General features: G+C 60.8%; 26 protein-coding genes and 1 pseudogene. 11 read left to right on the top strand and 16 right to left on the bottom strand.

The features are described 5' to 3' along the window. The first annotated feature begins 68 nt into the window (after positions 1 to 68). The 7 genes and pseudogenes from NKI21_RS11510 to NKI21_RS11480 all read left to right on the top strand — a co-directional run bounded on the left by NKI21_RS11510 (position 69) and on the right by NKI21_RS11480 (position 4,784). Complete coding sequence (locus tag NKI21_RS11510) at positions 69 to 317, top strand: ParB N-terminal domain-containing protein (RefSeq protein ID WP_013532091.1); 249 nt, start codon at positions 69 to 71, stop codon at positions 315 to 317. 91 nt (positions 318 to 408) lie between these two features. Continuing rightward, positions 409 to 895 (top strand): annotated as a pseudogene (locus NKI21_RS11505) (SRPBCC family protein). Positions 896 to 938: 43 nt separating this feature from the next. Further along, positions 939 to 1,895 (top strand): alpha/beta fold hydrolase, encoded by a 957-nt coding sequence (locus NKI21_RS11500; protein ID WP_352865601.1) that lies wholly within the window; start codon positions 939 to 941, stop codon positions 1,893 to 1,895. A gap of 197 nt (positions 1,896 to 2,092) precedes the next feature. Continuing rightward, positions 2,093 to 2,491 carry a GFA family protein gene (locus NKI21_RS11495; RefSeq protein ID WP_023810373.1) on the top strand — a complete coding sequence of 133 codons (399 nt, stop codon included), beginning with the start codon at positions 2,093 to 2,095 and terminating at the stop codon, positions 2,489 to 2,491. 184 nt (positions 2,492 to 2,675) lie between these two features. After that, positions 2,676 to 2,873, top strand: coding sequence for a hypothetical protein (locus NKI21_RS11490; protein WP_013532087.1), 198 nt, complete (start codon positions 2,676 to 2,678; stop codon positions 2,871 to 2,873). Positions 2,874 to 3,062: 189 nt separating this feature from the next. Then, entirely contained in the window at positions 3,063 to 3,935 is an 873-nt protein-coding gene (locus tag NKI21_RS11485) for an undecaprenyl-diphosphate phosphatase (protein WP_023810374.1), read from the top strand. Positions 3,936 to 4,007: 72 nt separating this feature from the next. After that, positions 4,008 to 4,784 (top strand): phosphodiester glycosidase family protein, encoded by a 777-nt coding sequence (locus NKI21_RS11480; protein WP_128303307.1) that lies wholly within the window; start codon positions 4,008 to 4,010, stop codon positions 4,782 to 4,784. Positions 4,785 to 4,856: 72 nt separating this feature from the next. Here the strand turns inward: NKI21_RS11480 and NKI21_RS11475 are convergent, their stop codons facing one another. Then, on the bottom strand, positions 4,857 to 5,132 hold the full coding sequence (locus tag NKI21_RS11475; RefSeq protein WP_245490376.1) for a hypothetical protein: 276 nt from the start codon (positions 5,130 to 5,132) through the stop codon (positions 4,857 to 4,859). On the opposite strand from NKI21_RS11475, the gene NKI21_RS11470 reads away from it, so the two are divergent. The 3 genes from NKI21_RS11470 to NKI21_RS11460 all read left to right on the top strand — a co-directional run bounded on the left by NKI21_RS11470 (position 5,020) and on the right by NKI21_RS11460 (position 7,867). Next, positions 5,020 to 6,021, top strand: coding sequence for a glycoside hydrolase family 25 protein (locus NKI21_RS11470; RefSeq protein WP_502895807.1), 1,002 nt, complete (start codon positions 5,020 to 5,022; stop codon positions 6,019 to 6,021). The genes NKI21_RS11475 and NKI21_RS11470 overlap by 113 nt on opposite strands. A 154-nt stretch (positions 6,022 to 6,175) precedes the next feature. Continuing rightward, on the top strand, positions 6,176 to 6,784 hold the full coding sequence (locus NKI21_RS11465) for a class I SAM-dependent DNA methyltransferase (RefSeq protein WP_352440177.1): 609 nt from the start codon (positions 6,176 to 6,178) through the stop codon (positions 6,782 to 6,784). Positions 6,785 to 6,901: 117 nt separating this feature from the next. Then, positions 6,902 to 7,867, top strand: a complete 966-nt coding sequence (locus tag NKI21_RS11460; RefSeq protein ID WP_352440178.1) for a DUF3592 domain-containing protein — start codon at positions 6,902 to 6,904, stop codon at positions 7,865 to 7,867. Positions 7,868 to 7,873: 6 nt separating this feature from the next. Here the strand turns inward: NKI21_RS11460 and pqqE are convergent, their stop codons facing one another. The 9 genes from pqqE to NKI21_RS11420 all read right to left on the bottom strand — a co-directional run bounded on the left by pqqE (position 7,874) and on the right by NKI21_RS11420 (position 15,421). After that, on the bottom strand, positions 7,874 to 8,995 hold the full coding sequence (gene pqqE / locus NKI21_RS11455) for a pyrroloquinoline quinone biosynthesis protein PqqE (protein ID WP_128303309.1): 1,122 nt from the start codon (positions 8,993 to 8,995) through the stop codon (positions 7,874 to 7,876). Next, positions 8,992 to 9,285, bottom strand: a complete 294-nt coding sequence (pqqD, locus tag NKI21_RS11450; RefSeq protein ID WP_352865596.1) for a pyrroloquinoline quinone biosynthesis peptide chaperone PqqD — start codon at positions 9,283 to 9,285, stop codon at positions 8,992 to 8,994. Before pqqD ends, pqqE begins: the two co-directional genes overlap by 4 nt. Beyond that, the gene (gene pqqC, locus NKI21_RS11445; protein ID WP_352440179.1) at positions 9,285 to 10,043 is read right to left on the bottom strand and encodes a pyrroloquinoline-quinone synthase PqqC; all 759 of its coding nucleotides are present in this window, start codon (positions 10,041 to 10,043) and stop codon (positions 9,285 to 9,287) included. Before pqqC ends, pqqD begins: the two co-directional genes overlap by 1 nt. Then, on the bottom strand, positions 10,040 to 10,978 hold the full coding sequence (pqqB, locus tag NKI21_RS11440) for a pyrroloquinoline quinone biosynthesis protein PqqB (protein WP_352773162.1): 939 nt from the start codon (positions 10,976 to 10,978) through the stop codon (positions 10,040 to 10,042). Before pqqB ends, pqqC begins: the two co-directional genes overlap by 4 nt. 153 nt (positions 10,979 to 11,131) lie before the next feature. Then, on the bottom strand, positions 11,132 to 11,227 hold the full coding sequence (locus NKI21_RS32380; protein ID WP_013532074.1) for a coenzyme PQQ biosynthesis protein A: 96 nt from the start codon (positions 11,225 to 11,227) through the stop codon (positions 11,132 to 11,134). A 166-nt stretch (positions 11,228 to 11,393) separates the two neighbouring features. Then, positions 11,394 to 11,954: a PQQ-dependent catabolism-associated CXXCW motif protein gene (locus NKI21_RS11435; protein ID WP_352865594.1), complete on the bottom strand. Its 561-nt coding sequence runs from the start codon at positions 11,952 to 11,954 to the stop codon at positions 11,394 to 11,396. Continuing rightward, a complete protein-coding gene (locus NKI21_RS11430) occupies positions 11,951 to 12,844 on the bottom strand; it encodes a quinoprotein dehydrogenase-associated putative ABC transporter substrate-binding protein (protein ID WP_352552676.1) in 894 nt (297 codons plus the stop codon). Before NKI21_RS11430 ends, NKI21_RS11435 begins: the two co-directional genes overlap by 4 nt. Beyond that, positions 12,816 to 13,340 (bottom strand): c-type cytochrome, methanol metabolism-related, encoded by a 525-nt coding sequence (locus NKI21_RS11425; protein WP_352773165.1) that lies wholly within the window; start codon positions 13,338 to 13,340, stop codon positions 12,816 to 12,818. The genes NKI21_RS11430 and NKI21_RS11425 overlap by 29 nt, the downstream gene beginning before the upstream one ends. A 179-nt stretch (positions 13,341 to 13,519) precedes the next feature. Then, positions 13,520 to 15,421, bottom strand: coding sequence for a methanol/ethanol family PQQ-dependent dehydrogenase (locus tag NKI21_RS11420; protein ID WP_127293373.1), 1,902 nt, complete (start codon positions 15,419 to 15,421; stop codon positions 13,520 to 13,522). Positions 15,422 to 16,106: 685 nt separating this feature from the next. Between NKI21_RS11420 and NKI21_RS11415 the strand changes: the two genes are divergently transcribed. Further along, positions 16,107 to 16,460, top strand: coding sequence for a hypothetical protein (locus NKI21_RS11415; protein ID WP_023810388.1), 354 nt, complete (start codon positions 16,107 to 16,109; stop codon positions 16,458 to 16,460). Positions 16,461 to 16,585: 125 nt separating this feature from the next. Here the strand turns inward: NKI21_RS11415 and NKI21_RS11410 are convergent, their stop codons facing one another. From NKI21_RS11410 to NKI21_RS11385, 6 genes are all read right to left on the bottom strand, one after another. Further along, positions 16,586 to 17,449, bottom strand: a complete 864-nt coding sequence (locus tag NKI21_RS11410; protein ID WP_023810389.1) for a quinoprotein dehydrogenase-associated SoxYZ-like carrier — start codon at positions 17,447 to 17,449, stop codon at positions 16,586 to 16,588. A gap of 118 nt (positions 17,450 to 17,567) precedes the next feature. Then, a complete protein-coding gene (locus NKI21_RS11405; RefSeq protein ID WP_352865590.1) occupies positions 17,568 to 18,539 on the bottom strand; it encodes a quinoprotein relay system zinc metallohydrolase 2 in 972 nt (323 codons plus the stop codon). Between the two features lie 34 nt (positions 18,540 to 18,573). Further along, positions 18,574 to 19,314 (bottom strand): ABC transporter ATP-binding protein, encoded by a 741-nt coding sequence (locus tag NKI21_RS11400; RefSeq protein WP_023810391.1) that lies wholly within the window; start codon positions 19,312 to 19,314, stop codon positions 18,574 to 18,576. Further along, positions 19,283 to 20,107 (bottom strand): ABC transporter permease, encoded by an 825-nt coding sequence (locus NKI21_RS11395; RefSeq protein ID WP_031212962.1) that lies wholly within the window; start codon positions 20,105 to 20,107, stop codon positions 19,283 to 19,285. Before NKI21_RS11395 ends, NKI21_RS11400 begins: the two co-directional genes overlap by 32 nt. Next, entirely contained in the window at positions 20,104 to 21,090 is a 987-nt protein-coding gene (locus NKI21_RS11390) for an ABC transporter substrate-binding protein (RefSeq protein ID WP_023810393.1), read from the bottom strand. The genes NKI21_RS11395 and NKI21_RS11390 overlap by 4 nt, the downstream gene beginning before the upstream one ends. Positions 21,091 to 21,123: 33 nt before the next feature. Further along, on the bottom strand, positions 21,124 to 21,333 hold the full coding sequence (locus NKI21_RS11385) for a hypothetical protein (protein ID WP_023810394.1): 210 nt from the start codon (positions 21,331 to 21,333) through the stop codon (positions 21,124 to 21,126). Positions 21,334 to 21,614: the final 281 nt, after the last annotated feature.

Below are 21,614 nucleotides of genomic sequence, written 5' to 3'. Positions count from 1 at the left end.
ACCCTTGGCCGCCTCCATCAAACGGACTATCTCAGGGCAGGCGGCGTTTCCGCCGACGGGGGGTCGGAATGCTCAGAGTGCAAAAGGTCAAAGTCGACGAGATCTACGTGCCGACAGCGCGCAAGAAGACGCTGCATCCCGAGACCGTCCGCCATCTGGCCGAGGACATACTGGAAAACGGCATGAAGACGCCGATCCAGGTCCGCCATGACGGCAAACGCCACATTCTCGTCGAAGGCCTGCACCGGCTGGAAGCGGCAAAGTGGCTCGGCGAGACCGAAATCGAGGCTTATCTGGTGCAAGCCAAGCGCCACTGAAACTTCCTTCGCAAAATTTTCGCGGCCGGTGTCGGTTTGCGGTTCATCGGCTCGTCCTTGGGACGGAAGCAGATCAACGCAGGACGCCATCATGACCATCAAGCTCGACATCGCCCCCACCAACGACCGTGAACTGGTTCTCGCCCGCATCATCGATGCGCCGCGCGAGAACGTCTATCGCTGCTGGACTGACCCGAAACTGATCACGCGCTGGTTCTCGCCAAAACCATGGACGACGCCGCGCGCTGAGATGGATGTGCGCACCGGCGGCTCGAGCCTTGTTCGTCATGGCTAGCCCGGACGGTAACGAATTCCCCAACCCGGGAGTCTTCCTCGAAGTCGTTCCCGGCAGGAAGATCGTCTTCACCGACGCCTACACAGAGGCTTGGCAGCCTTCGGAGAAGCCGTTCATGACCGTCCTGCTGACCTTCGAGGACGAGGGCAACGGCAAGACGCGCTACATCGCTCGGGTCAGGCACTGGAGCGTCGCCGACCGCGAACAGCATGAGAAGATGGGTTTCCACGAGGGTTGGGGACAGTGCGCCGACCAGCTCGAAGAACTCGCCAAAACGCTTTGATCCGCATGACGCTCTGATACCGGCAGGACGAGAGGAGATCGATATGTCCAAAACCCTGTTTTTCGCCATTCTTGCTTCGGTTGTAGCGCTCGTTGGCTGCCCAGGCACCACCAATGCGGAGGAGACAAAACCCGCCATCACGACTGAGACGAACGCACTGCCGAAGCCGGAAAAGTCTGGCCTGCTGCCGATCAACGGCCTGAATTATTATTATGCCATCTATGGCAAGGGCGAGCCGCTGCTTCTGCTGCATGGCGGTCTCGGCACCACGGATATGTTCGCGCCGATCCTGCGGAAACTTGCCGAAAACCGCACCGTCATCGGCGTCGACCTGCAGGGTCACGGCCGCACCGCGCTGGGTGACCGACCATTCACCGTGGAGGCGATGGGCGACGACATGGCCGCCATCATCAAGGCGCTCGGCTACGACAAGGTCGATGTCATGGGCTATTCGCTGGGCGGCGGCGTCGCCTTCCGCATGGCCGTCCAGCATCCCGAAGCGGTGCGCCGCCTCGTCCTGGTATCGACCGGCTACGCCACGGACGGCTTCTATGACGAGATGCGTCCCCAGCAGGCACAGGTGAGCGCGGCTGCGGCTGAGTTCATGAAGGACACGCCGATGTACAAATCCTACGTCGCGGTAGCGCCGCATCCGGAGGAGTTCCCGAAGCTACTCGATACGCTGGGCGGCTTCATGCGTCAGAACCGCGATTACTCGGCCGACGTCGCCAAGCTGAAGATGCCGGTCATGCTGATCTATGGCGACAGCGATATGTACAAGCCCGAACACGAGATCAAGTTCTATCAGATGCTCGGCGGCGGGCTGAAGGACGCCGGCTGGATGCGTGAGAACCTGTCGCAGAACCGCCTGGCGATCCTGCCCAACCGCACCCACTACGACACTTTCTTCGCCCCCGAACTCACGGCCGCCGCGCTGCCGTTCCTCAACGGCCAGACCAAGGTCAAAACCTGGGACGAGGTCGTCGGCGAAACGGAGTGAACGCCAAGGCCGCCGGTTGTTGGCTGGCAGCCGGCGGATCGTCATGCGGCCGCCATGACGGCTTTCGGCGTCATGACTTCAGCCCCACTCGCATCAGCATAAGCGATGACGTTGCATCAAAGCTTTTCAATTGACCCAATCGGCCGCGCCGATACCTTGCGCGCCTATTCTCCCCCACCAGTGGATCGATCCGGACAATGGCAAGATATGACGGCGGATGCCTGTGCAAGGCGGTGCGCTACCGCGCGGACGCGGCCCCCATCAACGAACGCGTCTGCCACTGCCGGGTTTGCCAGAAGGCGATCGGCGCCGCCTTCAACGCACGCGTCCTGTTTCGCATCGACGACGTGACGATCGACGGGCCGCTGGCGACCATAAACTCTTCGCCGGATCTCAAGCGCGGCTTTTGCCCGAGCTGCGGCACGACGATGTTTTCCCGGCGTGATTCCGCTGATATCATCGGCATCACCACCGGTTCGCTCGACGATCCCACGGTTTTCAAGCCGCAAATGCATATTTTCACCGCCTCGAAGCAGCCCTGGGTGGTGCTCGATGACAGCCTGCCGAAATACGAAGGCGCCCCTCCGCCAGGCTAATTTTCCCCTTTCCCTTTGTTGTGGAAGAAGGTGGATCGACGCGCTACGCCAGCGAGAAGGAAGAACGCAACCATGGCCAAAATTTAATCCAAATCGACACGAGATAGCCGGCAAAGCGTCATTGGCGGGCCATCATTGTCTCCCTATTTATGGGTCGCGGGTACGGCATTCGAGGAGACGACGGATGAACGACAGCATCAGCACCCTGGACGAGCTTTTGAGCGATCCGATGGTCCTGCTTGTGATGGAGCGCGATCGTGTGCGCCCCGAACAGGTGCGCATGCTGCTCGAACGGGCTCGCCGGCCTTCGACCGATGAGCCCGAAGTGCCGCCGGCGCATGTGATCGCCAGGACATGCCAGAAACTCTGGCTCTGCCCGTAGTCGCTTTGCGATTTTCCCTGTGTATCTCAAGCCGGCTCCAAGGTGGGCCGGTTTTCGAACGGCGTGCACTTCGGCACGCCAGCTTACAAATCCGTAAATTGATTATCCGGCCCATGACGATAAGGCTTGTCGGGGATTGACCGGTGGTCGGTCCACGCAACTCTGATCTCTCATGCACGGAATTCGATTTTGGCCGACATCTGCACACAAGGCCTGGACACGGGCTTCGTCGGGCTGGGGTTCGCCAAGGTGGCGTTCCTCGGCGTGGTGCAAGGCATCACCGAACTGTTGCCGATTTCCTCGACCGCCCATATGCGCATCGTGCCGGCCGTGCTCGGCTGGCAGGATCCTGGCTCCGCCTTCTCCGCCGCCATGCAACTCGCGGCTCTTGCCGCGGTGGTCAGCTATTTCTGGAGTGATGTCAGGAATATCCTGTTTGGTTCGTTCGACGCTCTGGCGCGACGCGATTTCGCCGACCGGCATTTCAAGCTGGCGCTCTGGATCGTGCTGGCGACGATCCCGATCGTCATCGCCGGCGTGGCGCTGTCGGGCGTGCTCAACGCCTGCAATTCGCCGCTACGCAGCCTAACGGTGATCGGCTGGGCCTGCATCGCAATGGCGATCTTGCTGGCGCTGGCCGAGATCTTTGCCCGTCACCGGCGCAGCATGGGCGGTGCGTCGCTGACCGATGCGCTGCTCGTCGGTGTTGCCCAGATCGGCGCGCTTGTCCCCGGCGTCTCGCGCTCGGGCTCGACCCTGACGGCGGCACTGGGGCTCGGCTTCAAGCGGGCCGAGGCGGCGCGCTTCTCGTTCCTGCTCGGGTTGCCGGCGATTGCACTCGCCGGCCTTAAGGAACTCTGGGAACTGCACAAGGTCCATCTCGACGCCCATGGGTGGTCGGTCCTTGCCGTCGGGCTGGTCGTCGCCTCGATCTCCGCCTTCTTCGCCATATGGGGGCTGATGCACGTGCTGGAGCGTTTCTCGGCCTGGCCGTTCGTCATTTATCGCGGCCTGCTCGGTGTCGTCCTGCTGCTGGGCGTGGCGATGGGATGGCTCGTCTAAGGCAAGTTCCACAGTATCGCTTGAAACGGGCTATATCCGTACCGGACCTCGAACTTCGATTCCGGTACGCACATGGATTTTTTGACCCTCCTGCAATCACTGCCGTTGCTGCTGGCGTTGGCCAAGGGCGCACTGCCGTCGGTGGCGGCATTTGGCCAGTGGGCCGCTTCACTGCCGCCATGCCGGGACTTCACCTTCGAGGCGACCAGCTATCTCGTTTGCGAGGTCGATCCGAAACGATACCAGCTCGAGCTGTTCTGGAAGGATGCGGCGGGCAAGCCGTTTCAGTCGCTGCACAATCTGCATGCCGCGCAACAGGCGATCGGGCGCACGATGGTGTTCGGCATCAATGCCGGCATGTATCACCCTAACCTCGCGCCGGTCGGCCTCTATGTCGAGCGTGGCCAGGAGATGGCCTCGGTGAAAACGGGATCGGGAAGCGGCAATTTTTCCCTGCAGCCGAACGGCATTTTCTACCTGCGCGACGGCAAGGCCGCGGTTCGTGCCACTCGGGATTTCGTGAAAAGGCGCCCGACCGTCGACTATGCGACGCAATCGGGGCCGATGCTGGTGATCGACGGCAAGCTGCATCCAAAATTCCAGGCTGACGGCACTTCGCGGAAAACCCGCGACGGTGTCGGGGTGCGAAAGGACGGCGTCGCGGTCTTTGCGATTTCGAACGGCACAGTGACCTTCCATGCCTTCGCCCGGCTTTTCCGCGACGCGCTTGGCTGCGACAACGCGCTGTTCCTCGACGGCACGATATCAAGCTTGTTTGCGCCTGCCATCGGCCGCAAAGACGACTACTGGAATCTCGGGCCGATGATCGGCGTTTTCAGGAAATCCTAGCCGGTTTTCCACCGCGCTTACCCACACGCGGTATGGGCGAAAAAAATTGATTCAAACTTTATTGGTAATTTCTCATTCATAACTGATCCGGTTTGTCCGTCGGCTGTCGTTTTGCCCTCGGTCTGTTGTGTTTTGAGTACAGGTCCAGATGCGGATTCCGGGCGTCGTCAGTTTTTTGATCGCATCGCTATGCCTTGCCGGCTGCTCTTCAACGGCCGGCGTCGACGCGCTGGATTTGCAGAAACCGTCCAACGAGACCACCAGTTCCGTGATTCGGCCGCCGGCACCGATCGCCGCTGCTCCGGCGGCAAGGGGCAACAGGGCGGCAAGGGCCGAATTGGCCCCCATGTCTGACAACGGTCCGAGGCGCCCGTTTGGTTTGGCGGAGGAGGAAGAGACGGGGGTGTTTGCCGCACCTGATGTGCCTGATCCCCAAGTGCCTGATGTCGGCGGGTTGCCGGTCGAGCCGGCAGCCTTGGTGTCGCCGCCCAAGCTGTTGACCCGCGCGGCACCGGCCATGCTTGCCGGGCCGCTCACCCGTTACGGTTTTCGTGATGCCAAGCCTATCAATTTCGGCAAGGCTTCGCCTCGCCGCCTTGCAGTGCACGGCGTCGACGTCTCGCGTTGGCAAGGCAACGTGAATTGGGACAAGCTGCGCGCCCAGGGCGCCAACTTCGCCTACATCAAGGCGACCGACGGTGGCGACCACCTCGATCCGATGTTCATGAAAAACTGGCGCAACGCCGACGCCGCCGGCTTGAAGCGCGGCGCCTATCATTTCTTCTACTGGTGCCGCACGGCCGGCGAGCAGGCGGACTGGTTCATCCGCAACGTGCCCAGGGTCGAAGGCGCACTGCCGCCGGTGATAGACGTCGAGTGGAACGGCGAGTCCAGCTGCAAGCGCCGGCCGTCGCGCGAAAAGGTGCTGGAAAAGATGCAGGTGTTCATGGACAAGCTGGAGCGCCATTACGGCCAGCGTCCCATCATCTACACCGCGCCCGATTTCTACCGCGACAATCTCAGGGGCGAATTCCTCGACTATCCGTTCTGGCTGCGTGCCGTGGCCCAGCATCCGTCAAAGGTCTATCCCGGCCGCAAATGGCTCTTCTGGCAGTATTCCGGCTCCGGCCTGTCGCACGGCGTCACCGGCCGTATAGACCTCAATGTCTTCCATGGCGACGAACGGCAATGGCGCGCCTGGGCCGGCGGCCGGCAGACGGTAGCCGACGCCAACTGAGACAGTCGTCAGTCCCGGCGCGCTTCGCTCTGCCTGATGCCCGCGGTCTGGGCAAGCGCGATATCGGACTGCTCGATGGACACGCTTCCGCCGGCAGCATTCGCTGAGGAAAGTGTCCGGCTCTTTGACCGACATGGACGCATGGGAGGAAAAGATGGGTGTGTCATCGGAGGCTCTGGCGCAGAGCCGTCAAACGATCAGCGCCTACGAGGATTATGCCGAACAATATGATGCCACCGTGCGCCATGTTCCCAACGAGAGGGAGCAGGCATCGCTGAAGCGCCTGGTGGCAATCGCCGGTGCAGGCGGCCGGATTTTGGAAGTCGGGTCCGGAGCCGGATATGACGCGGATTTTCTGGAGACTTTGGGTGTCAAAGTCCGGCGCACCGACGCAACCAAGCGGTTTCTGGAACTGCAGGCCGCGCGTGGCAAGCATGGCGAGTTGCTCGATCTCATCACCGATGATCTCGGCGGCCCCTACGACGCAGTCCTGGCCCTATGCGTCCTCATCCATGTGCCTCGCGACGAGACCGACCAGGTACTTGCCAAGATAGCCGGGTCGCTGCGGCCGGGCGGCGCCTTCCTCGTCTCGATGCGCAATGGCGACGGCGAGACATCAGGCGAATATCACATGGTCTACTGGCGCAGGGACGACTTCGCGGCCCGTCTCGAAGGCGCCGGGCTCGTCCTCATCAGGGACGATTTCAACGTCGGCCGCGATAGCGAAGAATGGAACACGTTCCTGGCCGTCAAGCCTGCATGACCCGCCGAACGCTGTCGCTGTTTGCGCTGCTCAGCCTTTTCAGATTTCGCGAATAAGCAAGACATTGCCGCAGCCTTGCTGTCTATGTGAAGTTCCTGCACTCCTGGGGGAGACGAGTTGGAACTCAAGATCATGCTTGTCGGCTTTGCCTGCGTGGTCGCGGGCGCGCTGTCGTTCATCACCTTCATGAAATGGCGAGAGGTGAAAGCGCTCAGCCGCTGGCTGCCGGCGCCGGGAAAGATCATTTCCTCGCGCGTCGAGGCACGTGAAGTGAGAAACTCGGGCGTTGGCTCGGACAGCAGCGATACCACCGAAATGCGGAATTTTCCGGCGATCACCTTCGAATACAAGGTCGGCGGCAAGAAATTTCAAAGCTCGCGCCACAGCGTGAAGGAGAATTTGGGGAATTTCGAAGTCGCTGAAACCCTTGCCCAGTTTCCCCGCGGCGCGGAGGTGACTGTCTTCTACAATCCGGCCGATCCGAGCAAAGCGGTGATCGAGCGCACACTGCCGGACGGCGCCTTCAAGTTCATGGTCCAACTTTCGGCAGGATTGGTGATCGGGGCGGTTGTGCTGGTGTTTTCCGTCGGCGGTGTTCTGGAAGCGATCGGGCCGCATTTGCCCAAGCCGCAGAATCTCGGTGCCGCGGCGTTGCTGCTTTTTATGGGCTTGTTCATCCTGCGCATGGGTTTTGCCCAGAAATCGTTGGCCGAACAGGCGGCAAAATGGCCGATCGCGGCCGGCCGCATCGAAACCTCAGGCCTGCAGGCGCTCCGAAACCATTCAGGCTATGGTCGCTGGCGCACCGTCTTCAAATCCCGCATCGTCTACTCCTATGGCGTCGCCGGCCAGCGCTACAGCGCCGATCGTGTGACCTTCGGCGCCACCGTGACCGCCTCGCTGCCCGGCCTCGTCGGCGGCCAGGCACGGCAATATGTCGAAGGTAGCAAGGTCGACGTTCACTATGACCCCGTCAACCCCGGCTCAGCGGTGCTCGAATGCCGGGTCCGGGGGCTTGGGCTGCTATGGATCTGCTCGGCAGGCTTTCTCGGCGGCGCCGCCTTTCTGCTCGGGCTGGTATGACACTGGTCAGGCGGATTCGGTCACGGCGCCGATCCGCCGGTAGACGAATGGTTCTTCTCTCGAAGGAATTGTGGCAATGCGCTTGGCTTCGTCGATCAGCATTGCCATGCGAGCATGGATCGGCGATTTCGCGCAAGCCGGGTCCGTTGCGGCGGCATCGCCGGCGATCGCCATCGCCTGGCAGCGGCAGCCGCCCCAGTCGATCTCGCGCCGCTCACAGCCGCGGCACGGCTCCTGCATCCAGTCCGTACCGCGAAAGGCATTGAACCCCGGTGAATCGGCCCAGATCGAGGACAGTCTGCGTGGTTCGAAACGCTCGAAGCTGAGAGACGGGATCGTCTGTGCGGCATGACAGGGCAGTACGGTGCCGTCAGGCGTCACCATGAAGGCGTCACGCGCCCAGCCGCCCATGCACGGCTTGGGATAGATCGCAAAATAGTCCGGCGTCACAAAATCGATGTTGATGATGCCGGCCAACCGCTCCTGTGCCTCCGCGACGATCTCCGCCTGCCTGTCGACCGCTTCACGCTCGGGCATCAGTTGGTCGCGATTGGTCAACGCCCAGCCGGCATACTGCACATTGGCGATCTCGAGCCTCTCCGCGCCCAGCGAAAGGGCGAGATCGATGAATTCCGGCACTTCCTCGATGTTATGGCGATGGATCGGCGCGTTGATGGTAAGAGGCAGACCGGCAGCGCGCGCGCGGCGTGCCGTCTCCAGCTTCTTTTCGTGAGCGCCCTTGTGGTTGCCGATGCGATCGGTGGTCGCCGGCCGCGCACCCTGAAAGCTCAGTTGCAGATGGTCGAGACCGGCTTCGGCAAATGCCTCGATACGGCCCTCGACGATGCCAACGCCCGCGGTAATCAGATTGGTGTAGACGCCGCGCCCCGCAAGCCCGGCGATCAATTGCTCGAGGTCGCGGCGCAGTGTCGGCTCGCCGCCGGACAGATGCACCTGCAGCACTCCGAGATCGGCTGCCTCCGAGAACAGAGCGAGCCAGGTCTCTGTGTCGAGTTCGCGATTGGCCTTCAGCAGTTCGAGCGGATTGGAGCAATAAGGGCATTGCAGCGGGCAGCGATGCGTCAGTTCCGCCAGCATGCCGATTGGAGGGAGGAGGGGCGTGCTCATAGCTTCACCAGCAGCTTGTCCGACCATTCCTGCAGGAAGGCGATGACGTCGGTCGCCACGGCCTCCTGTTCAGCCTCATAATCCGCGGCAAGGCCGGCAATGATGTCACCTGCCGTTGCCCGTCCATCGCAGCGGCGCAATATGTCGAGACTGACATCGTTCGGCCAGAATATCTTTTCCGGTGAAAGCACGGCGAATGCCTGCCGCACGGAATCGTACTGTATGCGCACGTGCTTCGGCAGCGAAGGTACCGACCGCAGCGACACCACGGCTCTTTCGCGCAGCGCCATCATAGGGCTGCCTCAGGCTGGAAGGCGCCGGGCGGTATGTTTCCCTGCTCGCCATAGGCGTGTTGAAGCGCATCAAGCATGGCCCAGAGTATATCGCATTTGAACACCAGTGCATCGATTGCCTGCTGCTGGCGCTCCGCCGTATCGGCGTGGCTGAGCACGTAGGCGAGGGCGAAGTCGGCGTCACGCGAGGCCTGTTCGGGCCGTTGCCTGAAATAGGCCAGCGTATCCTCGGTGATGTAGTCGTATTTGGCCAGCATTGCCGGCACCCGCTCGCCGATGATGAGTGGCGAGAACATCTCGGTCAGCGACGACGCGACCGCCTCGAACAGCGTCCGGTTTGTACAAAAGGAAAGGTAAGCGCCCACCGCGAAGCGCGTCGCCGGCAGCGCCAGCCTTTGGCTCTTCACGGCCTCGGCGTCCAGGCCGAGCGAAGTTGCCAGATGCAGCCAGCGCGCGATGCCGCCGCTCCAGCCGTCCTCGCCGTCATGGTCTTCGATCCGCTTGCGCCAAGCGGCGCGAAACGCCGGATCCTCGGCATGCACGAGGATCATGGCATCCTTGCGCGGGATGACCGCCTGATAGCAATAGCGGTTCAGCGCCCAGGCCTTCATCTCGGCCTTTGACAACGCGCCGCTGGTCATCCTGTGGTGAAAGGGATGGCGATTGTGATAGCGCTCGGCGCCAACCTGCCTCAATACGGCTTCGAGAGCGCTCGTGGAGAGTCCGCCTTTGGCTGCATCGCGGAAGTCGCTCAAAATTCCATCTCCATACCGTCGCTTGCGATTTCCCAGCCTGCCGCCTTGACCGCCGCGTGCTCGGCGGAATTCTCGTCAAGGATGGGATTGGTGTTGTTGATGTGGACGAACACACGGCGGCTAACCTTCACATCGGCCAAGCCGGCGATCGAACCCAATTCTCCCGAGATCGCCAGATGCCCCATGCGCGCGCCGGTTTTCTGACCGACGCCGGCGACGATCATCTCCTCGTCGGTATACACCGTGCCGTCGAACAAAAGACAGGCGGCATCGGCGAGACGCGCGCGTAAGCGCGCATCGATGCGCGCGCAGCCCGGAATATAGAAGACGGAGCCGCGGCTGCCGATGCCGGCGATTCGGACTCCGATCGTATCACCTGCGTCGGAGCTGAAATTGGCATCCGGATGGTCTCTATCCTCCAGATAGAGTGCTATCTTCCCGGGCACCGGAAAGGGCTCGATCATTACGCCGGTCTCGCGGCTTTCTGCATCGCAGATGGCCAATTCTTTCGTCGGCGGCAGGATGCGCCGCGGCACAAGCGCTGGATCGAGAACGTTGAAAATCGAATTCGCCTCCAGCGTCGCCAGAACCTGCGCCGTTGCATAGATGGCGAAAGGCTGCCGTTCGCGCAGGCTGAGCAGTCCGGCGATATGATCGACATCGGCATTGGTCAGCACCACCGCGCGAATAGGCGTCGAGCGCAGCGGCGCATCGCCCGCAGGCTGCAATTCAGGTGTTGCAGCGATTTGCTGGCGAATGTCGGGCGAGGCATTGAAAAGAACCCAGCCGAACCCGTCCGCAGAGGCGGCGACACTTGACTGGGTTCGTGAATGCACGCCGGCCATGCCGGTGCGAGCCGCACGACTCAGACGGTAGTTGCAGTTCCATTGCGGAAAGCCGCCGCCTGCCGCCGATCCGATGATCCTCAAATGCATGAAAATGCCCGCGCGCCGGCTTCTCTGACCTGCAGGCAATTTGCAGTCACAAAAAACGCTTCGCGCGCTTTGCGTGCGTCAAAATCTTTCACGAAAATCCCATGCGGCGAGGGGATGCGCGCCCCTGTCGCCAGGGACGCGCACCTCTGCGGCCTACTTCTTGGGAGTAATTTCAGCAGGCAGATACCGTGAAATTTCGAAGCCAGCGGCAACCTGACACATGGTCGGTTTTTTCCAGTTCTTCTTCATGACATTTCTCCTCTTATACCAGCCCGAAGGGACCGATCCTGTCGTTAGCCAACCATTGCAGGGCACCGACGCAATGGCTCGTCCATCAAGTCTTAAAATGGACAAATGAAACAATAGGTTTTGAAAAATTGAAAACAAACTATCGAGAATAATTGCAGTCCTTACTTCAATTGGTCGTGGCGTAGGGTTTTTTCTCCTCCAGTGGCAGGTTTGCATCTTCCCACCCATCAGCGCCAAGCGGATACCAGATTACTGAACTGTAGCCCCACTCGACGGCGCGTTTCGCCGCATTCCACGACATCCAGCAATTCGTCATGCAGTAGAACAGAATCGCGCGCGACTTGTCCGTCCCGGCCTTGGCCGTGAGGCCTCGGCGAAAATAGCTGGCGGTCTCCTGCGAAATAGCGCCGTATCCCACATTGGCCAGCCATATGCTGCCTGGAATGTCCTTTCTGACCTTGTCCCTCCATATGGTTCCTGCCGGCAAATTGGTCGGTTTGGGCGTGTCCGGCATCACGTCGAAGAAGATCGCCTTTTTCGCTCGCCACAGCGCTTCCGCTTCCACCGTCGTCACCACCCTCGCGCCTTGCAGCGTCCGCGGCACCGGCGCCCGATAGTCGTCCATCCGGAAACCGCTGGGTTCGACGACATCGCCAGCCCATGTCGGCTCGGTCGGACCCAGAAGGCTCGCGGCGACCAGCAAGAAAATAGTCTCCCTTCCATTCATTGGGTAATCAGGTTGTCGTGTTCGTCGATCAGCGGCACGTTATAGCTCAGCAGGATCCTGGTGATCTCCGCCTGGTTTTCCCTGATCACCCGGTTGAGCGTCCGCTTCCATTCCTGGTCGGACGGACGTACGCCCATGGTGATGCGGTAAGACATGCGCGAGCCGGTTTTTTCCTTCACCAGTGGAACGATCGTCACATCAGCTCCGAGTTCCCTTGCATAGTAACCTGCCATCGGTCCCCACAGCACCGCCGCATCGATCTTGTGTGCCAGCATGTCCTTGATCATGACCTCTCCCATGGATGGGGTGACGCGCGTATCCACCGCAAGCGGATAGATCTTGGCGGTCCGCAGAAGCTTGTTGGCGGCCATGTTGGCGGTTGGCGGCGTGCTTTCAACCACGCCGATCGTCTTGCCCATGAGTCTGGGATCCTCGATCGTTTCCACACCTTCCATATCGTGGCTTTTTGGATGCACCAGCACATAGGCGGAGCGATAGTAGGCGTTGGTGTTCTGCACCAGCTCATCGCCTTGGGCATAGCCCATGATGATGTCGCATCGGTTGGCCCCCAACGTATTGCGCACGAAGCCGGTGATCGTGGGAAACCAGGTGTAGGAGACGGACTTGCGCCCGGTTTTCGCGGCAACCAGCTCGGCCAGCTTGTTTTCGAAGCCTTCGCCGCTCTTGTCGGTGAAGGGCATATTCGAGGGATCGGCGCAGACGCGCAGAATGTCGGGATCGACCAGTTCTCCCGCCGCGCCAAGGCCGGCGCTTTGCGCATGCGCGTTCGACGGCAGCAAGGCGAGTGTGCCGAGGATCGGCAGAACGACGCGCAGCTTCAATGCATCGCGGCCAATCATGTCATCCACCCATGCAGGATGCTTCGGCATCCTTCGCCGCCTGGGCCTTGTCTTCGTGCTTGGGCGGCCGTCCGCGGGGGGCCGCGCCATCCGCGCGCGCGCGCAGGTAGATGTAGAGGTCGTCCATGTAGCAATAGACATTCTTGTTGTCGCCAAAGGCAGGCATGACGTTTTCCTTGCCGCCGCCGACATTCTTGCGGCCTTCGGCGACGATCGAGAGGAATGTGGCGTAATCCATGGTTTTCAGGCTGTTGACCAAAGCCGGCGCATAGCTCGAACCTGTCGCGTCCTGTCCGTGGCAGACATGGCAATCGGAGTGATACCGGCGGTAGCCGCTGAACGTGTACCAATCGACGGTTCCGTTTTCGATCTTGTAGGTCGGATTTCCATCCGCATCCAAATACTTGCCGCCTTCTTCCTTTACCGCCTTGGCTTTTTCCATGCTGTCGTCGGCCTGGGCGACGCCTGAGCTTGCCAGAGGCAGCAGAGCCAGGACCAAAGCCGAAATTACAATGCGAACGGACATTCAAACGCTTCCTTCATTTGCCAATGGACACGGTTTTGCTGTCGCGACCGGCCTTGATCGGTGTTTTTGGGTGCGTAACCGAATCGAGAGCCCGGACATGGCTTCCGGATGATCCGGGCTCTCGTTCTTCAAGCCTTTGGTCTCACAAGACCCGAGGCGTGCTCAAGGTTCCCGGCGCATCAATCCGGGAGACCGAAGACGGTGAGCTGACCGCCCAGCGTCGTGTAGTCGGCAAGTGCCGCGTAGCCGCCGACGGCACCAAGACCAGCGGTGCCAACGACCGCGGCCTCGTCGCCTTGGGCACGGCCCTGATCGACGGCGCCATGCCAGGCAGCGGCGTTATCAGGCGAAAGCAGGCCGCCTGCCAGGCCGATACCTGCCCAGCCACCGACGCCGGACAGAACGGCGATGTACTGCTTGCCGCCCTGCTCGTAGGTCGTGATGTTGCCGATGATGCCGGACGGGGTCTTGAACTTGTAGAGTTCCTTGCCGTCCTTATCGACCGCCTTGATGTAGCCTTCGAGTGTACCGTAGAAGACGACGTCGCCATCTGTCGCCAACGCACCCGACCACACCGAGAACTGCTCGGGCTTCGACCAGACGATCTCACCCTTGGCCGCATCCCAGGCAATGAAGTTGCCCATGTTGCCGTCGCCGCCAGGTGCGGGATACATCGACACGGTGGCGCCAACATAAGGCTGACCGGCGGTGTAGCTCACCTTGTAAGGCTCATAGTCCATGCAGACATGGTTGGTCGGGACATAGAACAGCCCGGTCTTCGGCGAATAGGCCGCCGGCTGCTGGTCCTTCGTTCCAAGCGCCGCCGGGCAGATGCCCGTCGAGTTGGTGTCTTCGCCGTTCTGCTGGGTCGAATATTTCGCCACGACCTGCGGGCGACCATATTGTTCGCTCTTGGGGTCCATGACGACTTCCGTCGCCCAGTTCACGGCCGGATCGTATTTCTTGGCGACGAGAAGGTCGCCGGTGGCGCGATCCATGGTGTAGGCGAAACCATTGCGATCGAAATGCACCAGCACGTCGTGCTTGGCGCCGTTGACCTCCATGCCATCGACGAGGATCATCTCGTTGATGCCGTCATAGTCCCATTCGTCATGCGGGGTCATCTGGTAGAGCCATTTGGCAACACCGGTATCCGCATCGCGGGCCATGATCGTCATCGACCAGCGATTGTCGCCGGGGCGTTGTACCGGGTTCCACGTCGAGGGATTGCCGGTGCCATAGTAGACCAGGTTCAGCTTGGGATCATAGGAATACCATCCCCATGTCGTGCCGCCGCCTGTCTTCCACTGCTCGCCTTCCCAGGTGTTCGTGCCGGAATCCTTGCCCACCGGCTTGCCGAGATGCGTGGTCTTCTCAGGATCGAGCAGGGTGTCCGCGTCCGGACCTTCCGAATAGGCTTTCCAGGCGAGTTTGCCATCTTTCAGATTGTAGGCGGCCAGCCAGCCGCGAACGCCGAATTCGGCGCCGGATACGCCGATGAGCACCTTGTCCTTGACGACGACGGGGGCAGCCGTACCGGATTCGCCTTTGCCGCCATCGGTCTGGTCGCCGTTCTTGACCGACCAGACGACCTTGCCGGTCTTCGCGTCGAGGGCGACGACCGTGGTGTCGGCCTGATTGAGAATGATCTTGCCGTCACCATAGGCAACGCCGCGATTGACTGTATCGCAACACATGATCGGAATGACGTTGGGATCCTGCTTGGGTTCGTATTTCCAGAGGATCTTCCCGTCATTCTTGAGGTCGAGCGCAAAGACATTGTTCGGGAAAGGCGTGTGGACATACATCACATCGCCGATGATAAGCGGTCCACCCTCGTGGCCTCGTAGCACGCCGGTGGAAAAGGTCCACTTGACCTGCAGGTTCTTCACATTGTCCGCAGTAATCTGGTTGAGTTTGGAATAGCGGGTGTTGGCGTAGTCACCCGTCTGCATTGCCCAGTTCTTCGAATCCGAAGCCAGCTTTGCAAGGTCCTCGTTAGCCGACGCCGTAAAGGCCGCGCCGAGCGACAGAAACGCCGCAGTGGTTAGAATATAGGTAGCTTTCGTAAGTACACGCATCCGAATTCCTCCCGAGGTTCATAGTGATGAATCATTTGCTGAGCCCACAAGGGCTTGCCCAAGCGATTCACGGGGGGGAAATATTTCCGGCAGCGTGTCACGACCTAAGCCAGATGTGCAGAGGGCACCGTTACTGCCCACCTCACCTTGGCCTACGAAAGACTGTCGCCGCTCCCTAATGACGGTGACGCCCTTGAAGCCGGAAACAGGGTGAGGCTATGTCATCGCAAAACGCTAGGCAAGCAAAAAAGCCTGGGTGTTTTTTTGCGCCGCAATATCGTAAATGCTGCGGCGCAATATAAGGAAATAAGTGGGGTAGTATTTGTTAGATGAAGTATTCCTGATTGAGAAATAACGGTGGGCCGGATAAAATTTGATTATTTTATGAGTTTTACATTTCACCTAAGCGTGGATTTTATTTGGAGGTATTCACTTCGATGTCTCGGCATGGCCATGTACGTGCCCGTTGGGAAACGATAGTGAGCCAAGCATGAGATGATCGTTGGAGTTGGAGCGTGGAGCGGGCCATGGGGGCCCCATGCGGAACCACCGTCGACCAGCACCGCATTCCTCCTTTGGTCGTATACGGAAGCCATGGGCGCTTGACTGACTCTGCGGCACGTTGCCAACTGCCACGGTGATCCCGACTGGGCGCATCACGCCCAGGCCAACCGGAGGTTTTCCCGTGATCAGATATGTTGGATTTTCGACTTTGCCGCTGCTCCTTGCCGCGCCGCTGGCCTTCGCAAACCCGGCGGGCGCCGCGGGAGATTACCCGACAGCAACGATTGCCGATTACGTGCTCGGCTGCATGCAGACGAACGGCCAGACACGTCAGGCGCTGGAAAGCTGTTCCTGCTCGATCGACGTCATCGCCTCGATCCTTCCCTACGACCACTATGAGAGAGCCGAGACTTTCAAGAGCATGTCTTTGACCACGGGGGAAAACGCGGGGCTGTTTCGCGAGAGCGCACCGGCGAAGGCAGCCCGTACCGAATTGAAGCGCGCGCAGTCGGAAGCCGACGTGCGCTGCTTTTAGAACCTGCTCAAATCCGCAAGCCGGATGGAGTTCCATCCTTTGTCTGGACAGTACCTTCCCGAAACAAGCTCCACTTTCGGGGTCAAGCTGGCAAGCACCCGGCAGTCCGGCAGGATATCGAGACTTCAGAGTCCCGCTGTCTCCAGCGGCCACTGATTGCGAAATGTCTTGCCATCCGTATCGATCGCTTCAACCTGGATTTCGCCGTTGCCGTGCACGGTGAAATCAAATCGGAAATTGGGGTCTTCCGAAATCGATATTCCACCTTCCATGGAGAGGATCGGCTGGCCGGCTTGGGAGATCGACAGTTTCTGGACAAAATGCGCCGGTATGAAATACTGGGTCAGCGGATCCCGCTGCAGCCCCGAATTGTTAGGGTGCCGGATCATCAACTGCAGTTCCTCGGTCTTGGTCATCGTCTCTTTGGGCGGGAACTGGCGCAGCTTCATCTGACCCATCGTCGCGTTGGCCTCGTCCTGGTTCTTGACCGCAGGGGCGGAGCATCCGCCTGACGCCTTGACGAAGGTCTGCGCCATATGGAGTTGGCCGCCCTGCGTCTCAGCGATGGCACGCAGATAGGAATAGTCGTTGACGCGCACGCGCGTCGACAGATGCGTCACGCCGGCATCCTTGCCGAGCTGGAACGTTGCCGCCACCGGTGCAGGGTTGGCATCGATGATCAAGGTAACGGATTTGATGCCGTCCGGCGCCTTGGCTGGATCGAGATAGATGTCGACGGGCACGATGGCGGCATCCTGCGCCCGCTTCGGCGCTTCGATCCTGACGACGCCGGTATCGACCAGAATTGCCCGATCGCCGAACACGTCGCCCTTCAAATCCTGCCAGATCCTATCCGAGGACGCGGTTGTTTGCTGTGCGCTGGCGGTTCCCGAGGAGCCGAGCAGCGTGCCGATGGCCAAGATGATCGCGACGAAAACGAATGCGAGTGGCAAAGCGAGCTGCCGGCTCGAGTAAGCGTGATTTTGCATTTCGATGCCTCCACCAATGCAAGAGAGGTGGTGCCCAGGCTGGCGTTGAGGATAAGCCTTTGGCGACGCCTTGGCAAATCGCCGTGCCTTACAGCTGCCTGGCGCATGTCGGTGTCGTCTATTCCCATTCGAGTTCGGCAAATGCGGCCGTTGCGTTGCGCTCGTTGTAGTCGTCGAACAGGTGCCAATTATCCCGTTCGCTTTCGCCAGCGGTTTTGACTGCTTCGCGCAGCGGCGTTCCGTCGGCGATCGCCTTGCGGATATCGCGCGCCAGAACCTCGAAATAGCGTCGCTCCCCCGCCAGCGCCTGTGGCCAGTCGGCCGTTAAAGGACCATGACCTGGAACGACGCGCGCGGCGTCGATCGCGGTGAGCGCATCCATCTGGCGGAGCCATCCAAGCAGGGATCCGTCGAGCGTCGGCAAGGAGCCCATAAACACGAGATCGCCGGCAAAGAGCGTTCTGGTCGCGGGATCGAACACGGTCAGGTCGTTGTCGGTGTGCGCCGCCTTCCATGCCCGCAGTTCGATCATGCGCCCGCCGAGGTCGAGTTGCAGGCGATCGTCGACCAGCATGGTCGGCGACACGATCTCGATCCCCTCCATCAGCGCCTCGCCAAGCTGTTCGCGATAGTTGTGCAGATAGAACGCGCCACGCGCCTCGAGGGCACGCGGCAGATTGCGGTGACCGACGATGGTCGCGCCGATCTTCCGGAATGCCGCATTGCCGAAGATATGGTCGGGATGCATGTGGGTGTTGACCAGGAAGCGAACCGGCTTTGCTGTCAGCTTTCCGATCGCGGCGAGAAAGGCGTGCGCCTCGATCAGGCTGCCACCGCTGTCGATGACGGCAACCGCATCGGTGCCGATGACGGCGCCCAGATTGCAGATCGCACCGTCGTTGGCGGCGGTCATCAACTCATCCGCGCCCTGGAAGGCGAAGACGCCGTCGGCGATTTGCCTGACCGAGAACCGAGAACTGCCGCCTGCGGCCAGAGCGGCTCGTCCGAGGCAGCATGGCAGCAAGGCGGCGCTGGTGGCGGTGCAGGCGAAGCCACTCACAAGCCTGCGTCTTAGCAGATCAACCGACATGAAGGCCTCCGATATGCATTTCGCCTGCTGGCGATCAGGTGACGTCCGGAAATCTATGATGGAACGACCGCAGAAGGTCGCTCATCACCTGCGAATTGCGATGTTGCCGTGGCAGCCGTACGTCGAACACGCCGAGCACATGGGTTGGCCGCGGCGCGAGCACGATGATGCGGTCCGACAGCATCAGTGCCTCGCGTAGATTGTGCGTCACCATCAAGGCGGTCGTTGGCCGTGCCGACCACACGGTCAAAAGCAGATGCCGAAGCCGCTCGGCGGTCTGTTCGTCGAGCGAGACAAAGGGTTCGTCCAGGAAAAGCACCGCCGGCTCGGTGGCGAAAGCCCTGGCAAGTGCTGCCCTGCGCGCAAGGCCGAGCGACAGTTCGGCAGGATAGAGCGAGCGCATGCCGGCGAGGCCGAGCGTGTCGAACAGCCTGTCGAGATTTTTCGCTCTCAAGCTTTTCGGCAACGCCAGCCTGACATTCTGCTCCACCGTTCGCCACGGCAGCAGGGTCGGTTCCTGGAATACGGCGGCGATGCGGTTCGAACCTCCTTGCGGCAACTGGAAGGAGCCGGAAAAGTCTTTGTCCAAGCCAAGCAGGATACGCAGCGTCGTGGTTTTGCCGCAGCCCGACGGTCCCAGCAAGCAGGCGAATTCGCCTTGCCGGACCTCGAAGGAAAGGTCCTGAAGCGCCGTGATCGAGACGCCTCGCGCGGACCTGAAGGTCTTTTCGGCGATGTCGACCTTAAGCGGGACGACGGCGCCAACGGGTTGCATGTCGTTCAACGGGCTGCACCAGGAGAAGTTCAATGACAAGCATCACCGCCACGAAAGCCAGCGTGTAGGCAAGAATGGCGGCGACATCGAAGAGCTGGAAATAGAGATGGATCTGGAAGCCGACACCGTTCGAGCGGCCGAGCAACTCGACGACCAGGACGATCTTCCAGATGAGGGCGATGCCGGATCGCGATGCGGCGGCAAGATAGGGCTGCAATTGCGGCAGCAGGATATGGCGGATGCGTTCAAGGCGGCCGAAGCGATAGACGGTGGCCATTTCGGCGTAACTTGGATCAAGCGCCCTGGCGCCTTCGCGCATCGTCACCACGACATTCGGGATCTTGTTCACCGCCACCGCGCCGATCGCCGCCACCTCGTTGAGGCCGAACCAGATATAGCCGAGGACGATGACCACCAGCGCCGGGATGTTGAGGAACAGGATCACCCACGGGTTGAAAAAACGGTCGACGCGACGATGGCTGCCGAGCAAAACGCCGATGACGGATCCGATGATCATTGCGACGATATATGCCGCGGCGACCCGGCCGAGGGTCACGCCGAGATGGTAAAAAAGGTCGCCGCTCGCAGCCTCCCTGAGAAGCACCTGCCAGACCTGCCCAGGTCCTGGAAAGGCACGGCTTGGCCAGACACTTGCCGCAAGGTTCCATAGCAGGCAAAGCCCGAGCAGGGAGACCGCTACGGTCAGCGCGGGCATGAGTGCCGTCGCCAGATTGCGTCGGCCGGACATGGTCGGCGGGGCATCACGCGCGCCGTCGGTTCCCAATGCGGTCATTTCTCGGGGTCCTGCCAGAACGTGCCGGGCGCCATTTCCGGCGCGCTGCCGACAAGCTTCGCGCCGCCGATCGCCGCAAGCACATGGTATAGCCTCCCGGCGTCGGCCGCTTCCTCGGCGATCGACCGGCTGGGAATGCCCTGGCGGTAGCGATCGCGCAGTTTTTCCAGTTCCTTGCCTTCCGCGCGAATGATCGGCGCCAGGCGCAGCCATTCGTCATCGGATCTGGCCAGCAAGTCCTTGGCTTGCGCGGACGCCCTCACGAAACCCCTGACGGCATCGGGGTTCTCGTTGGCCCATTGGTCATGGAAGACGTAACCGAGCGCCGAAACGGGTCCCAGAGCCCCGAGCGTCTTTGCCGCGTCATTCACGCCGATCAATCGACGGAAGCCATTGGCCTCGAGACGGGCGCAAAAATGCCAGAAATTCAGCACTGCATCGAGTTCGCCCTGTATCGCCTTTTCCGAAATCAGTGGCGGCGCGCCAAAGACGATGTCGCTGGTTGCCGACAGGTCGACGCCGAGATCGCGTCTGGTCAGCGCTTGTATCAGCAGCCAACTCTTGTCGAGCGGGCCGCCGGCGACGCCGATCTTCTTGTCCTTGAGATCGGCGACCGTCCGGATCGGCGAATCCTCCTTCACCATGATCGCACCCACCGCGGTCGAATAGGGGGTCAATGTGAGGTCGCCGCCTTCGGAGCGCTGGCGCGAGACCCACAGCCAGTCGGAGACGATCATATCGATCGCGCCAGCCAGCATCGCGACGTTGGTTGCATCCTCGCCGGCGAAGTCGATGATCTCCAGACCGATCCCGTTCGCGGCATCGAATTTGTGCTGCCTTAGCGTATCGAGTTCCCAACTCACGGTTCCAAACTTCAGCACACCGAGGCGAATCCTGGCTGCCGCAACGCCCGGCCTGGTAGCAAGAACAGCGGCTGTCCCGAGAACCGCCAGACGCAACGTCATGCGCCGTGAAACCATCATGACACCTCCTCCCCAGGGTTCCGCGCTGCCAAATCAGATGGCTCGTTCCTTGTTTGGAAATGCGCATTTCCAGCGCATGACCTTGAGGGTCGGGTGTTCTTGGGACCATTTCGCGATTTCGCTGGGGGCAAGGATCATGCATTGGAACAGAGTGCCGCGGCTCTCGAAATAGAGATGTTCGTCTCGGCAATTGCTCGGATTGGCGCTGAGGCAAACCGTCAATATGAGATCGACCATGTCCATTCAGCACCTCTTGCGCGTTCCCAAACGCTCATCCCGGCGAGCTCAGCCCAACCAGAAGCGAGGGCAAAATCACCGTTTGCCGGATTTCCCGAGGTGCCAATGGAGAAACCGGAGTGAGGTCAAGCTACGCGCTCGCCGGATCACCGTCAACAAAGACGAATGGACGGGTCTGTTGAGCACCCAGGCCTCTAAACCTTTGTACGATTGACTTTCACAACATGCCAATTAGCTTCTGAATCACGCGGCGCGGCTCCACGGGAGAAGCGGATATTCCACACCAC

The organism is Mesorhizobium sp. M0715, assembly GCF_040320355.1.
In the GTDB taxonomy this organism is placed as follows: domain Bacteria; phylum Pseudomonadota; class Alphaproteobacteria; order Rhizobiales; family Rhizobiaceae; genus Mesorhizobium.
This window is presented reverse-complemented; position numbering and strand designations above follow the sequence as displayed.

What these genes read in the sequence shown, in the direction of transcription:
- NKI21_RS11395 (WP_031212962.1), bottom strand. Translation starts at nt 20,107, where the DNA reads ATGACCGCATTGGGAACCGACGGCGCGCGTGATGCCCCGCCGACCATG.
- NKI21_RS11400 (WP_023810391.1), bottom strand. Translation starts at nt 19,314, where the DNA reads ATGCAACCCGTTGGCGCCGTCGTCCCGCTTAAGGTCGACATCGCCGAA.
- NKI21_RS32380 (WP_013532074.1), bottom strand. Translation starts at nt 11,227, where the DNA reads ATGAAGAAGAACTGGAAAAAACCGACCATGTGTCAGGTTGCCGCTGGC.
- NKI21_RS11475 (WP_245490376.1), bottom strand. Translation starts at nt 5,132, where the DNA reads ATGGGGGCCAATTCGGCCCTTGCCGCCCTGTTGCCCCTTGCCGCCGGA.
- pqqE (WP_128303309.1), bottom strand. Translation starts at nt 8,995, where the DNA reads ATGAGCACGCCCCTCCTCCCTCCAATCGGCATGCTGGCGGAACTGACG.
- NKI21_RS11490 (WP_013532087.1), top strand. Translation starts at nt 2,676, where the DNA reads ATGAACGACAGCATCAGCACCCTGGACGAGCTTTTGAGCGATCCGATG.
- NKI21_RS11430 (WP_352552676.1), bottom strand. Translation starts at nt 12,844, where the DNA reads ATGCCGAAGCATCCTGCATGGGTGGATGACATGATTGGCCGCGATGCA.
- NKI21_RS11420 (WP_127293373.1), bottom strand. Translation starts at nt 15,421, where the DNA reads ATGCGTGTACTTACGAAAGCTACCTATATTCTAACCACTGCGGCGTTT.
- NKI21_RS11405 (WP_352865590.1), bottom strand. Translation starts at nt 18,539, where the DNA reads ATGTCGGTTGATCTGCTAAGACGCAGGCTTGTGAGTGGCTTCGCCTGC.
- NKI21_RS11500 (WP_352865601.1), top strand. Translation starts at nt 939, where the DNA reads ATGTCCAAAACCCTGTTTTTCGCCATTCTTGCTTCGGTTGTAGCGCTC.
- NKI21_RS11390 (WP_023810393.1), bottom strand. Translation starts at nt 21,090, where the DNA reads ATGATGGTTTCACGGCGCATGACGTTGCGTCTGGCGGTTCTCGGGACA.
- pqqB (WP_352773162.1), bottom strand. Translation starts at nt 10,978, where the DNA reads ATGCATTTGAGGATCATCGGATCGGCGGCAGGCGGCGGCTTTCCGCAA.
- pqqD (WP_352865596.1), bottom strand. Translation starts at nt 9,285, where the DNA reads ATGGCGCTGCGCGAAAGAGCCGTGGTGTCGCTGCGGTCGGTACCTTCG.
- NKI21_RS11465 (WP_352440177.1), top strand. Translation starts at nt 6,176, where the DNA reads ATGGGTGTGTCATCGGAGGCTCTGGCGCAGAGCCGTCAAACGATCAGC.
- NKI21_RS11385 (WP_023810394.1), bottom strand. Translation starts at nt 21,333, where the DNA reads ATGGACATGGTCGATCTCATATTGACGGTTTGCCTCAGCGCCAATCCG.
- NKI21_RS11480 (WP_128303307.1), top strand. Translation starts at nt 4,008, where the DNA reads ATGGATTTTTTGACCCTCCTGCAATCACTGCCGTTGCTGCTGGCGTTG.
- NKI21_RS11510 (WP_013532091.1), top strand. Translation starts at nt 69, where the DNA reads ATGCTCAGAGTGCAAAAGGTCAAAGTCGACGAGATCTACGTGCCGACA.
- NKI21_RS11435 (WP_352865594.1), bottom strand. Translation starts at nt 11,954, where the DNA reads ATGAATGGAAGGGAGACTATTTTCTTGCTGGTCGCCGCGAGCCTTCTG.
- NKI21_RS11495 (WP_023810373.1), top strand. Translation starts at nt 2,093, where the DNA reads ATGGCAAGATATGACGGCGGATGCCTGTGCAAGGCGGTGCGCTACCGC.
- NKI21_RS11425 (WP_352773165.1), bottom strand. Translation starts at nt 13,340, where the DNA reads ATGTCCGTTCGCATTGTAATTTCGGCTTTGGTCCTGGCTCTGCTGCCT.
- NKI21_RS11410 (WP_023810389.1), bottom strand. Translation starts at nt 17,449, where the DNA reads ATGCAAAATCACGCTTACTCGAGCCGGCAGCTCGCTTTGCCACTCGCA.